At 56.4% G+C, this 12,364-nt stretch carries 17 protein-coding genes; all 17 read left to right on the forward strand.

Going from position 1 to position 12,364, the window contains the following annotated elements:
- Positions 1-35: 35 nt before the first annotated feature.
- The 17 genes from RBB44_RS10050 (at position 36) to RBB44_RS10130 (ending at position 12,362) form a co-directional block, all read left to right on the forward strand.
- The gene (locus tag RBB44_RS10050; protein WP_306147228.1) at positions 36-230 is read left to right on the forward strand and encodes a hypothetical protein; all 195 of its coding nucleotides are present in this window, start codon (positions 36-38) and stop codon (positions 228-230) included.
- Complete coding sequence (locus RBB44_RS10055; RefSeq protein WP_306147229.1) at positions 230-805, forward strand: hypothetical protein; 576 nt, start codon at positions 230-232, stop codon at positions 803-805. The genes RBB44_RS10050 and RBB44_RS10055 overlap by 1 nt, the downstream gene beginning before the upstream one ends.
- A gap of 195 nt (positions 806-1,000) precedes the next feature.
- The gene (locus RBB44_RS10060; protein WP_306147230.1) at positions 1,001-1,672 is read left to right on the forward strand and encodes a hypothetical protein; all 672 of its coding nucleotides are present in this window, start codon (positions 1,001-1,003) and stop codon (positions 1,670-1,672) included.
- A complete protein-coding gene (locus RBB44_RS10065) occupies positions 1,669-3,618 on the forward strand; it encodes a phage terminase large subunit family protein (protein ID WP_306147231.1) in 1,950 nt (649 codons plus the stop codon). Before RBB44_RS10060 ends, RBB44_RS10065 begins: the two co-directional genes overlap by 4 nt.
- Positions 3,597-5,216, forward strand: coding sequence for a phage portal protein (locus RBB44_RS10070; protein ID WP_306147232.1), 1,620 nt, complete (start codon positions 3,597-3,599; stop codon positions 5,214-5,216). The genes RBB44_RS10065 and RBB44_RS10070 overlap by 22 nt, the downstream gene beginning before the upstream one ends.
- Entirely contained in the window at positions 5,213-5,479 is a 267-nt protein-coding gene (locus RBB44_RS10075) for a hypothetical protein (RefSeq protein WP_306147233.1), read from the forward strand. The genes RBB44_RS10070 and RBB44_RS10075 overlap by 4 nt, the downstream gene beginning before the upstream one ends.
- 14 nt (positions 5,480-5,493) lie before the next feature.
- Positions 5,494-6,534 (forward strand): head maturation protease, ClpP-related, encoded by a 1,041-nt coding sequence (locus RBB44_RS10080; RefSeq protein ID WP_306147234.1) that lies wholly within the window; start codon positions 5,494-5,496, stop codon positions 6,532-6,534.
- Between the two features lie 3 nt (positions 6,535-6,537).
- The gene (locus RBB44_RS10085; protein WP_306147235.1) at positions 6,538-6,918 is read left to right on the forward strand and encodes a head decoration protein; all 381 of its coding nucleotides are present in this window, start codon (positions 6,538-6,540) and stop codon (positions 6,916-6,918) included.
- Positions 6,919-6,930: 12 nt separating this feature from the next.
- A complete protein-coding gene (locus RBB44_RS10090) occupies positions 6,931-7,947 on the forward strand; it encodes a major capsid protein (RefSeq protein ID WP_306147236.1) in 1,017 nt (338 codons plus the stop codon).
- Positions 7,948-8,053: 106 nt separating this feature from the next.
- Positions 8,054-8,404, forward strand: coding sequence for a hypothetical protein (locus RBB44_RS10095; RefSeq protein ID WP_306147237.1), 351 nt, complete (start codon positions 8,054-8,056; stop codon positions 8,402-8,404).
- A 15-nt stretch (positions 8,405-8,419) separates the two neighbouring features.
- Complete coding sequence (locus tag RBB44_RS10100) at positions 8,420-8,797, forward strand: hypothetical protein (protein ID WP_306147238.1); 378 nt, start codon at positions 8,420-8,422, stop codon at positions 8,795-8,797.
- The gene (locus RBB44_RS10105; RefSeq protein ID WP_306147239.1) at positions 8,794-9,603 is read left to right on the forward strand and encodes a hypothetical protein; all 810 of its coding nucleotides are present in this window, start codon (positions 8,794-8,796) and stop codon (positions 9,601-9,603) included. The genes RBB44_RS10100 and RBB44_RS10105 overlap by 4 nt, the downstream gene beginning before the upstream one ends.
- Complete coding sequence (locus tag RBB44_RS10110; RefSeq protein ID WP_306147240.1) at positions 9,603-10,136, forward strand: baseplate assembly protein; 534 nt, start codon at positions 9,603-9,605, stop codon at positions 10,134-10,136. Before RBB44_RS10105 ends, RBB44_RS10110 begins: the two co-directional genes overlap by 1 nt.
- Positions 10,137-10,152: 16 nt before the next feature.
- Entirely contained in the window at positions 10,153-10,335 is a 183-nt protein-coding gene (locus RBB44_RS10115; RefSeq protein ID WP_306147241.1) for a hypothetical protein, read from the forward strand.
- A 3-nt stretch (positions 10,336-10,338) separates the two neighbouring features.
- Entirely contained in the window at positions 10,339-10,737 is a 399-nt protein-coding gene (locus RBB44_RS10120; protein WP_306147242.1) for a GPW/gp25 family protein, read from the forward strand.
- Between the two features lie 24 nt (positions 10,738-10,761).
- On the forward strand, positions 10,762-11,700 hold the full coding sequence (locus RBB44_RS10125; RefSeq protein ID WP_306147243.1) for a baseplate J/gp47 family protein: 939 nt from the start codon (positions 10,762-10,764) through the stop codon (positions 11,698-11,700).
- Complete coding sequence (locus RBB44_RS10130) at positions 11,700-12,362, forward strand: phage tail protein I (protein WP_306147244.1); 663 nt, start codon at positions 11,700-11,702, stop codon at positions 12,360-12,362. Before RBB44_RS10125 ends, RBB44_RS10130 begins: the two co-directional genes overlap by 1 nt.
- The last annotated feature ends 2 nt before the right edge of the window (positions 12,363-12,364 follow it).

A 12,364-nucleotide genomic window follows, 5' to 3' on the forward strand; every position in this document is an offset into this window, starting at 1 on the left:
TTTCCAGCGGGTTTTTTCATGTCCGGAAACCTGCAATGTTCGACGTGATCGACAAGGCCGCCAAGTATTGGCCGGATCTTTCCTATGATCCGGATTTCTATGCCGCCAAGGCCTATCTGCGCGAGCGCCTGACAGAGGTGCTCGGGATTGAGATCGTTCCCGGCGAAATGGGCGGGGCGGATCTGACCCTGATCATTGCAGATGGGCAGTCGATCGAGGTCACGATCTGATGTTGATCATGCACTGGGGCGATGTCAGCGGCATGAAGACGCTGGATCGCGCGCTGTCGAAACTCTCCGGCAAGGCGATCCGGAAAGTCGGTTCACGGGCGTTGAACCGTGCGGGTAGTTCTGGTCGCACACATGCTGTGAAGGCTTTGCGGAAACGGACGGGGCTGAAGCGGAAAACCCTGCTGAGGGCTATGAAGCCAATCCGCGCCACGGCGTTCAATCTGGAATATCAGGTCAAGGCGTTTGGGGGTGATGTTGCCCTGAAGCACTTCGACCCAATTGAGCGGAGACGCGGTGTGAGTGCGAAGCCTTTTGGTATTCGCAAAATCTTTCCGGGCACGTTCATCAAAGGCGGGCGTTTCCCGTCGCGTGTTGATCTGGGCCTTGGCGGTCAAGTCTTTGCGCGGGTCGGAAGTTCCAAATTCCCGATCGAGAAACAAAGGTCCGGGGTGGTTATCCCGGCGGAGATGATCAAGGGCGAAAGCGCCAAGGCGTGGCAGTCCACAGTCGGCAAAGTGTTGCCGCGCCGCGTTATTAGCGAGATCAATTACATCACGGGCAAAGCTTTCGGGTGATGAGCTGAAGGCGAAGGCGATGAAGCGTCGAAGTGTTTCACGGAAAAGCCTGTGAAACATTAGGGACCGTATCCGGGCTCTACCTCGCTGCGGGCGGGAAGCTCCCGAGGTTTCATCAGTCTGACCCTAAATTCAAAGCCTAAAGTCTAAAGTCCAGACTAAAGAACTAAAGTTTAGAAACTGAGGAGCGGGTCGGTGGATCCAGCCGTGCCGGAACTCCTGTCAAAGGGCAAATTTGCAGAACTGATCAAAGTCTCGCCGGGCCGTGTTTCGCAATACATCTCGGATGGGAAGATCGGCGGGGCTGCGCTCCATGGCGAAGGGCGTCTTGCCAAGATCCGCGTCCGTCCTGCCTTAGAGCAGCTGCGGTTGAAGCTTGATATCTCCCAGATGATGGGAAATGGGCTCGATACACAGTTGGTCGATCCAAACCCACGCGTGTCCGAGCCTCATGTGGAAGCGCCAACCAGACTGCCTTTGGCTGGTTACACTCCGCAGCCGCAACCGACATTGCCTGACGACCGTCCGGCAACCGTTGAGGAAAAGCTTAAAAACGAAAAGCTGCGCCAGGCGCAGATCCAAAGTCGGAAGGCTGCGGAAGAGGAAGAGCACCGCAAAGGCCGCTTTACCGAAACGGACAAGGTTCGCGCCGAAATGGCGGGGCTCTTGGCGAAGACGATCCAGACGTTTGAAGGCTCTTATCCAGATGTCGCAAACGCGATCGCGGCTAAGTTCGAAGTCTCCGCCCGTGATGTTTTGCATCTGATGCGCGCTGAATTTCGAACAGTGCGCGAACGGGCTGCGGAGCAAGCGCGCCGCGAGGTTGAAGAGATGCCAAAAACGGTCGAAGCTGAGATCGTTCAATGACATCCATGATTGTTCAGACTGCAAACGCGGCGCGGCTGGCGCAGGAGGCGTTTGCGGAAGTGATCAAGCCGGCGCCTCCGGTTGATTACCTGAAATACGCAGAGGAGAAAGTCTACTTCAGTGAGCGGGAAAGCCCGTTCCCTGGGCCGTACAACCGAGAGATCTTTATCTATTTTGATGAGATCCTTCGGGCATTGTCGCCGGATGATCCGTGCCGGATTGTCTCGATGTCCAAATCGGCGCAGTTGGGCGGAACGGTCCTCGCAAACATATTTATCTGCGGTTCGCTGGAGATGGATCCCGGCGACATCATGATGACGCATCCCACGGAAGGGAATGCGAAGCGCTGGTCGAAGATGAAGCTGGCGCCGATGTTGCGGAACTCGGTTTCACTGCGTGCGTTGTTTCCGGCTAACCAGCGCGACGGCGCGGATAGCGTGCTCTACAAGGAGCGCGTTGACGGTCGCGGTGCAATTCAGATCTCGGGTGCAAACTCGCCCGCATCGCTGTCTCAAGTTTCCATGAAGCGCCAGGTCCAGGATGATTTGGCAAAGTGGGAAACGAATGCGGGTGGCGATCCGGAAAGCCAGGCAGACAGCCGGAGCCAAGCGTTCGAGTTTGCCAAGATCTTCAAGATATCGACACCACTGGTCATGCCGGGGTGCCGGATCACACGGTCGTTTGAAGAGGGGAGTCAGGAGCTTCCCTATGTTCCGTGTCCTCATTGTGGTCACAGCCAAGTTCTCGAATGGGAGAATATGCTGGAAAACCTGGATGAAGATCATCCAGAAAAAGCGTGTTTTCATTGTGTTGAATGTGGCTCGGCAATTCAGGAGCATCACCGCCCGCAGATGCTTAAGGGTATCGAGTGGATTGCTCAAAACCCAAAGGCCAAGCGACATCATCGTTCGTTTTGGATCTGGAGCGCCTACAGCTATCTGCAAACCTTTGAGCGAATTGCTCGGGCTTGGTTAAAGGCCAAAGGCGATCCGGCCTCTGAGCAAACATTTTTGAATGACACGGTAGGGAAGGCATACCAAACACAGGGCGAGGCACCGCCTTGGGAAGAATTGCGCGATCGAGGCGCGGCTTCAGATTATCCGCGCGGGCGGATACCAGCCGGGGCTTTGGTCATCACCATAGGCATTGATTGCCAAGATGATCGGGTCGAATGGCAGGTGGTCGGATGGGGTCGCAACCGCGAACGATATGCGATCCAGTATGGTGTTTTCCCAGGGCACATCTCAGAAGAGGGATGCAGGGAGAAGCTGGACGCACTGATCAGGCAAAGCTGGCCGAACGCCTATGGCCGAAAGATCTCCGCCGATCGTGTCGGCATCGACGGGAATGCGTTCACGGAGGATGTCTGGGATTGGGTGAAGAAACACCCGGCGAGCCTGGTGATGATGGTTCGCGGCAACAACTCGGACAACGCGCCACTCATCATGCCGGTCAAGAAAGAGCGGCATAAAAAGACCGGCAAGATCTTGAAGTGGTCGAAGCGGTTTTATTCGTTCAACGCGTCGGTCATGAAGATGGCGCTCTATCGTAACTGCCGGAAAGAAGATCCGCTGGAGACGGGGTACATCGCGTTCCCATCTGGCTTTGATGATGAGTATTACCGGCAGCTCACTGCAGAGCGCCGTGTATCTCACAAGAACAAGGATGGCTTCGACGTTTACAAGTGGGAAAAGGATCCTACCCAAGCCAACGAAGCACTCGATACCATGAACCAGGCGGAGGCTGCTGCCATCAGGTTCGGTGTCCGCGATATGCCGGAAGCTTTGTGGAACAAATACGAAGCAGAACGCGAAACCTATCCAGAAGAGGCGCAGGGAGATCTTGAGGATCTCTTCAGCCAGCCGATCGACCCACAACCGACCGATCCGGCCAAAAAGCCGAAACCAGAAACCGGGCATAACAAATGGCGAAGACGACTGGGCTGATCGATGCGCAGGGCAACCCTTTGCGCTCCAGCGCTGGCAGGCGGCCAGTTGCCCGCTACCTTCGGGACACGCGTTCAGGTGTGATCTCTTCGCGGATGGTGTCACTCACCGAAAGCCGGGATGATATTCGCATCGCCTGGCAGCGTTCGGCAGCGCTTGCGCTGGATTTGATCAAGAACTCGGGGCGCTTGCGCGGCGCGGCAGACCAAGTCATTGCCGACACAGTTGGCAGCGGTCTTCAAATGACACCGACGCCGGACTTCTCTGGGTTCAATTGGAGTGCCGAACAGGTCCGGGATTGGGTGCGCCTGGTGCGGCGCCGCTGGAATCGATATCGGAAGGATAAGGCTGAGGTCGATTTTCGCGGCAAATTCGACCTATCTCAACAGGTTGATGTTGCCCTGCGCTGGGACATGAGTTTTGGCGAAGTGACCGGCATCCTTGAATACATGCCGCGGAGCGACCGTCGCAGATACGGCATTGAGACGGGCACAAAACTCTGTTTGACCCCGCCGAACCGACTTGTGCAGGACACAAACGAAGCAGAGGGTCTTTTCCAGGGGGTTTACCACGACGAAAACGGGCGGCCGGTCGGCTATCTGTTCGAAGAGCGTAATGCCGGCATAGCCGTGAAGCAGATATATGCTGCGCGCGACGGGGATGGGCGGGACAAGGTGCTCCACGTCTTCGACCCAATGGATGTCACCGACGTGCGTGGGATTTCGGTCCTGGCTTCTGCGTTCAAGAAACACATCCAGGCGGAAATGCTGGATGATGCGACGTTGCAAACCGCGATACTGCAAACAGTTTTTGCGGCCACACTCACAAGTGAAAAACCAACCGTCGAGGCTTTTGAAGCTCTTCAGATCCTTGAAGACAACCAAGTTGAAAAAGCGAGCGAGTATGCCGGCGAGTACATTGGATATCTGAAGGGGAGCCTTGAGGCTGCTGCAGAATCCGACATCCGTCTCGGCGGCGACCCTATGGTGTCGCATTTGGCGCCAGGGGAGCAGCTTGATCTCAAATCTGCGGGAACGCCGGGAACACAATATCTGCCGTTCTCGAATTCTCTTGCGAGAGACACGGCGCGAGCGATTGGTATCTCCTACGGCGCTTTGACCATGGATCATTCCAACGCCACCTATTCGTCAGTCCGGATGGAGAATTCATCGATTTGGCCGGTTGTTCTGCGGCGACGAAACAGGTGCGCCGTGCCTGTTGAGCGCGCGGTCTATGAAAGTTGGCTTGATGAGGAAATTGGCGAAGGTCGAATTCCGTTCCCGAGCGGGTACGACGCTTTCCGAGCAAATCGCAAGGCGATTTCTCAGGCGAGTTGGCAAGGCCCGCCCAAGCCAACAGCAGACGATTTAAAGAGCGCCAAGGCATCCGGTGAAAAGTTGGCCAACAAGACCAGTTCAATCGAGCGCGAGGCTGCTGAGTTGGGTGTTGATCCCGATGAGCTGTTCGAGCAGCAGCTGAGCGAGCATAAGCGATATGAAGATGCGGGAATGTCGTCTCCTTATGCGGCAAAACAGGCAGCTGCGGCTGACATGCTGAACAGTTCCGAGGAGGCAGGCGAAGAGCCTGCATCATCATGACCGTATCTTCCGTGATCGAGATTAATGGCGAAAACGTTGATCTCAATGAGCCGTGCAATGTCGTAAAGGCGCTGGAAAAACAGCGCCTGAAGGTCGCGATGGGCCTGGTTGCCCTGATCATCCGGATGGATGGCGAGGAGGTGACCTACAGTAGAGCGGATGTTGGAAAGCTCGATCAACTCATCGCCGACTACAAGCAAAAGTGTGATCAAGCGAGTGGCGCCTCAGGGCGTGGTCGCGCGCGCAGAGTGCGTTGGATCTAACAGGGGTTTCCAAGATGTCCGTTTATGAAAACGGCGAACTCGTTCTTTACGGGTTCGTCGGTGAGAACCTGTGGGATGCGGGCTTCACGGCTCGCGAGGTTTTGTCTGCGCTCGCAGAGCATGGCTCGCAGAATGATCTGAAGGTGCGGCTTAATTCAGGCGGCGGATATGTGGACGATGGGCGGAGTATCTACAACGCGCTGAAGGTACATGAAGGCCAAGTGACCGTTTTTGTGGACGGTGTCGCAGCATCATCTGCAAGCCTCATCGCAATGGCGGGCGACAAAATCGTCATGCGATCCGGCGCTCTTATGATGATCCACGATCCGGCGACAGTGACGGTGGGAACCGCGGAAGATCATGACATCTCCAAGCAAGCGTTAGAGCGGATGGCCGAGTCGTTTGCTGAGACCTATTCCGCGCGGTCTGGGCAAAGCCCTGAAGATGTGCGTGCGGCCATGAAGGCAACCACCTGGATGACTGCTGAAGAGGCGGTCGAGGCCGGCTATGCCGACGAAGCCGATGAAGAGACGGCGAGAATGGCAGCGGCTTTCGACTATCGATCCTATGCGGCCGCGCCGGACGATCTCACCAAACTTTCAAAGAAAAACGGTTGGTCTTTCAAGGCCGCCGGAACGGCGGAGTCTGCCGCCACCACCAGCCAGAAGGAGATAGACATGGCTGATAAAACTCCGGCGGACGGCAAATCCGCCGATACCGCTGAGGCTGTTTCTGCAGCTGTCGCGGAGGCAACTGCTCGGATCCAGAAGATCCTCGGTTCTGAAGAGGCTAAGGGCCAAGACGGATTGGCGCAGTTTTTTGCCTACAAAACCGAATTGACGGCCGAGGCCGCAATCGAGGCATTGGGCGCTGCCCATAAGGAGCCTGAAAAGGCCGAGGGCGACGATCGCGGCAGCGACCCAGCTACATACGAAGCAGGTCGTTTGCAGGCAAGCGGTCAGGCTCAGCCTGGCGCTCAACGAAAACCCGCAACGGCAACACTGGATCGTGGTGGCATCTTTGCCGCGCGGCGCGGTCAGGCAACAGGAGCTTAAGCCATGGAAAAGCTTACAATGGGCCAGCACAACCTCGCGTTCTTGCTTTCTGAGGCTGCGGGCAAACGGTCTCTCGACACTGTCACCATCGCATCGGGCGAAGGCAAACTGGAGCCAGGAACCGTCCTTGGGCAGGTGACCGCTTCTGAAAAGTTTGTGGCGTCACCCAACGCGTCTGTCGCCGGTAAAGAGGGGGCAGAAACCGCTTCTGCGATCCTCTGCTATGCAACCGATGCAACGGCTGCTGATGCAGAGGCGTTGGTGGTCAACGTCGATGCAGAAGTGAAGCTGCCGATGCTTCAGTTCGAAGTGTCCGTGGACAATCAAGCAAAAATCGACACCAAGCTCGACCAGCTCCGCGCGGTCGGCATCAAGGCGCGCTGAGGAGCAGAGCAAATGCCAACACTTGATATTTTCAATGGGGACGCATTCAGCGTTCACAGCCTCACGGCGACCGTCAACAACATGCCTTTCCGGCCTGGTCAAATCAGCGCTTCTGGCATGTTCGAAGAAGACAGCGTTTCCACCACCATCGTCTCCGTCGAAGAGCGGAACGGCGAATTGAGTTTGGTGGAGCCAACTCAGCGCGGCGGTGCCGGTGAAACAGCCGGCGAAGGCGGGCGCGATTTGGTCCCGTTTGCAGTTGATCATTATCAGCGAGACGACGCAGTCAAAGCTGATGAGGTCCAGAATGTCCGTGCATTCGGCAGCGAATCAGAGACCGAGCAGGTTCTGGAGCGGGTGCGACAGAAGTCCGACACCCACTTGATGGACCTTGATATGACCCTTGAGCACCAGCGTGTTGGGGCGATCAAGGGTATTGTGACCAGCAAGTCCGGTCAGGTGCTCCATGACCTTTACTCACGATTTGGTATTGCGGTTCCGGCTGCAGTTGATCTGGAACTGTCAAACGCCAACACTGAGATCGATACGATCTTAGAAGAGGAAGTCGCCTGGTCGATCGAAGATCAGCTGGACAGCTATTACAGCGGTTTCCATGTTTGGACGGGTCGCCAGTTCCATATGAAGCTCTGGAACCACAAGCGCGTTCGTGAAACTTTCCTGAACCACAACGGCGCCTCAGAACTCCGCCAGGCCATCCCGGACAAGTTCGAATTTGGCAAGTTCACATTCGAGCGGTACCGCAATGGCTCTAAAGCAAAGGTCGCAAATGGTGGTGTTGGCTTTATCGCTGAAAACGAGGGCCGGGTGACGCCTATGGGGGCGCCGGGTCTATTCATCACCCGTTTCGCGCCTGCTGACTATATGGAAACGGTCAACACATTGGGTCTGCCGCGTTATGCGAAAATCGTTCCGCAAGCAAACAACAAGGGTGTTGATTTGGAGCTGCAGATGAATGCCATTTCCATCTGCACGAAGCCTGGCGCATTGCGCCGGCTGACCATGTCCTAACCTTTTCTTGGTTCGACACACTATTGAAGTCCCGGGGTTTTGCCCCGGGATTTTCTTCTGATCTCCAAGCACCGCGTGGTGTTTCGACATCAGAAGGAGAATCCTCATGTCCCGCAAATCCAAGATGACGATTGCATTTCCACGCGGTGGGATCATTCCTGCAGCTGTTTTGAAGGCGGAAAAAGATCGCAAGTGTGATCCCGGCGAGCCGGTAAGTGTACCGGCTCCCTACGGGAAGCATCTACTCGATGAGAAATTCGCCGTCGAGGTCAAGGCGGCGCGAGCGAAGGCGGACAAGTCTGGCGGGTCGAAGCCGCAAGATCTAACGCCGTTAGAGGCGGCTGTTGAAAAGGCTCAAAAAGCTGTTGTGAATGCGGACAGTGATGAGGCCCAGCAGGCGGCAAAAGGCGACTTGGAAAAGGCGCAGAAGGCGCTGGATGCGGCCAAGGCTGCTTAACCCTGGGGTTTTCCCGTGCCGGTATTCGATCAGTTTCGCCGCGAGCTGCATTCCCAGACGGACGGCATGTGGGCCGAGCAGGTTCGGATTGTAGCCTTCAAAGAAGGCCGCGAGGATCCGGCCAGGTCTGCCGTTGTGATCGAAGCTGTTTTGCGTGTGAATTCGAGGTCCAATCAAAACCTTGCAGGTGATCGGTCAGGTGATTGGTCGGCGAATGTCAGGGCGGGCGGTGCTGAGTTGCGCATTGATCGAGCAAAGTATCCCGACCTCGTTCTTGAAAAAGACGACAAGGTCTTTGCGCTTGAGCGTCCAGGTGCTCCAGTTTGGCGAGTATCATCGGTTGACAGCCGTGGCCATGGCCGTGTGATCGTCCATCTGGGAGATAGCAGATGAGTTTGATCCGAATTGCCTTGCGCATGACGGCAGTGATGGCGCTCAAGGGTCGTACCCTTGCTGGCGATAATGTCCTCGACAGTGAGATCGGGGTCTTCCGAGAAAAAGACCGGGGTTTTTATCTCAAGAAAAAAGACCGGTTTATTGCGGTTTACACAGATGCTGCCAATTCGCAGGCGGATGAAGCTCGCAATCTACTCGAAAACGGACTGGTTTCCCTGTCGATCGAATATGGTGTGACGGATGCCATGGTGCTCGAAGAGCCGGATCCAGAAGACCCGGACAAGATGATCGAGTCTGTAATACCTGGCATTCCGTACACATCTCGCATGCCCGAGTTTTACCTCGATATTCTGGGTCGCCAGATCCGGTCTTGTCTGCAGGGGTCTGCTTCTGAGCCTGCTGATGTTTTCCGCGGGTTGTTCTCGCGCGTTACAAAACAATCGGTCGAGCGCGCCGACAGCGATAACAACGGGGAGCGTGTTGCTGCGCAAAAACTGACCTTTACGCTCGATGCCTTGCGGGATCCGATGTTTGCAGCAGACGTTATTGAGGGTCTTCCCTTCGCGCGGTTTCTGGCTCTGCTTGATGCCGGCACTCCGGATGATCAGGCACTTGCGGGTTTAATACGCAGTGAAGTTCCAGCAGCTCCAGAAACCGATGAAGAGGTCCAGGCTCGGATCGGGGCAACCACATCTGAAATGCAGGCGCTCGGCTTTGGCTTGTTTGAGGATGCGGATGCATCGTCGATCGCCAATCGCGTGACAATCCAGACACCTGGCGCGGAGCCGGTAGAGGTCTCCTGATGCTTGATATCATTACGGGTCAACGCCTCGATTTTGAAATGCTGAAAACCCAGTTCGGTAACCAGTTTCGGTGGGGTCCGGTTGAGGTTGTGGATCCGCAAAAAGGTTATCGGGTGAAGTGGGGCGAGGGCGAGGATGGTCCGTTTCTTTCGCCATGGTTTCCACATCCAGAATCTGGTGGGCAGACTGCGACCTGGTTGCCGTTGTCTGTGGGGCAAGTTGTCATGTCGCTTCACCCGAATGGTGATGCGCGGCAGGGATACATGATCCGCGGCGGCTTCACAGATCAAAACACGCAGCCAAGCGAAGACCTTGCAGCAAACGTCATGGAGGCATTCGGGATTCGGATGACCATGAAAGACGGGACGCTCACGATCGAGGGAAACTTGGTCGTGAAAGGCGAGGTTGATCTTGGTGATGAAGGCGGACCGCGCGTTGCCCGTATCGGCGACAAAGTAAACGTGAAGATCGGATCTTCAAAAGGCCTTTGGGAAATCGTTGAAGGTTCGGAGCTGGTGCGTGCCGCCGGCTAATCCATCGGAGAGCATCATGAGCAAGAAAACTTATGTCGTGGCTGAGGGTCACGAGCGGATCAGTGCGGGTCCGGTCCCTGAAAATGGCCGCATCGAGCTGTCCGAGGCAGAGGCCGCCTATGATCTGAGCTTAGGTCGCATCAAGCCGCAGCGATCTAAGCCCCCGGCGAAAAAGGCTGCGGAAGTCTCTGAGGAGTGATCGTTGACTGGTCTCAGCCGATACTCTCTCCGGCCGATCGGCAATCTGGACTCCGCGCTTCAGGGCGTTGAATTCATCCTGGCGACCCGGATTGGTGAGCTTGTTATGACCCGTCAATTTGGCGGCGGCATAGAAGAGCTTTTGGGTCGGGCGATCAGCGTCAAACTGATGTTGCTGGTCCGGCAGCTGATCGCGCTTGCGATCGACCTCTGGGAGCCGCGCTTTAGTGTCCGAAAGGTAAGTCTTTCCGGGACCGTGGACGAAGTCCGGACCGGTTCAGCGCATCTCGTGATCCAAGTGGATTGGCGCCCGGAGGCGCTGTTTGGGGATTTTACGGTTGAGCGGCAGCTCACCTTTTCCCTGGGCCTTGTTGATGGCCGTCTCGCGGCAAATCCGCTCTAAGCTTTTTCAAGCACCAGGACATCCATGTTTTACGCACCAACTGCGATCAACCCGTCGTTTCTCGCGGCGCCGAATGCTATCGAGGTGTTGGCGTTCAGTCGATATTTCGGGGACTTTCAGACGCGATTTGCATCTGCGTGGACCGAGGCGCAGCAGTTGGATTCGTCGCTTCCGGATTATGAAGTTCAGGATCTGAACACCGATCCCGTGATGGTGGTCGGCAAGGCCTTTTCGTTCCTTCGACTACTTGATCGCGGCCGCGTCAATGCCGTCTATCGTTCGCTTCTTGCCCAGTATGCGACGGATACAGATCTCGACGCAATTGCGGCCACTCGGAACATTCTTCGACTTGAGGTGGCGCCAGCCACACAATCAGCCGATGCGATAATGGAGGGCGATGCAGCGCTTTTGCATCGCTATCTCCTAAGTTTTGATCGGGCGGCTGCGGGGAGCGCTGATGGCTATCTCTACCAGGCACACTCGGCTTGGCCGCAATCGGAGGACCGTTCGCTTGGTCTTTGGGATGCGCGGGTGAATGGGTATCCGGTTCACGGGCGCCGCGGCGATATCGATATCGTCATCATCGGACCAGAGGGTGTTTCGCCGACCGAGCAACAGGTTTCAGCGGTTCGATCCGCCGTGACAGCGTCGCATGTTTTGCCTGAGGCTGTTGCGGTTTCTGTCATCCCTGCAATCCGGGTCGAATATGAAGTCTCCCTGATTTTGGATATCCCAAGTGGTGCTGCACCCGAATTGGTGGTGCGCGACGCCGAAGATCGGGTTCGGGCAGCGGCAATTGACCGGGTTCTGATTGGCGGCGAGGTGCCACGTGATTTGCTGCCGGGTGCCGCCTACGGGCCAAATGTGCTGAAAGTTGAAGACTTGGCGCCTGTGTCCATTGATGCGGAGCCATATTCGGTGCCGGTGATGACTGCGCTCTCTATCGCGCCGAGGGTCCGTTGATGGAGGACTTCCTCGAAATTCTTCCAGACTCTACGGCGCCGGCCGAGCGTGCGCTTGCAAAGGCTGTTGGTGATGATTTGCCGGTGCCCCTTGCTGAGCAAATGAACGCCTATACTGCGGACGCCGCGAACCTGCCTCATCTCGCAGCTCATGTCAGCGTTGACTATTGGTACGACGACTGGCCGGAACAGAGAAAACGCGAGGTTGTCGCGCATTATGGCGGATATTACGCGAGCCACACTGGCGAGTGGTTGTCTGAGTTGAAGGGGACACGGATCGGCACGATCCGGTTTCTGGCCCACGCTGACGGGCTTTTGCTCGACACGATTTCTTATCCTCAAAAGGTGGTTCTGGGGCGATCTCTCATTCGGCGGGCACCTATTGGTCATCCACCGTTTGCCGCCAGGCACTTGGTCAAGGTTTTGACCAGCAAACCGCCAAGGGCGGCAGTTTGCGGGCGGGGCGTTATTGCCCGTTCGCCCGTGAAAACGCCCGACTACACACCCATCGAGCGCACCCGCATCGCGATGAAGACCGCAAAGGCCCCGCACTCGGAATACCGCGTGGATTGGGCTCACAAGCGGGTCATCCGCATAGACGATCAGATCAGCATCGACGGCGGTTTCAAGCTCGGCCAGTACATCGACCGAACAAGGCTCTGACC

It is taken from the genome of Roseibium sp. MMSF_3247 (genome assembly GCF_030733765.1).
In the GTDB taxonomy this organism is placed as follows: Bacteria; Pseudomonadota; Alphaproteobacteria; order Rhizobiales; family Stappiaceae; genus Roseibium.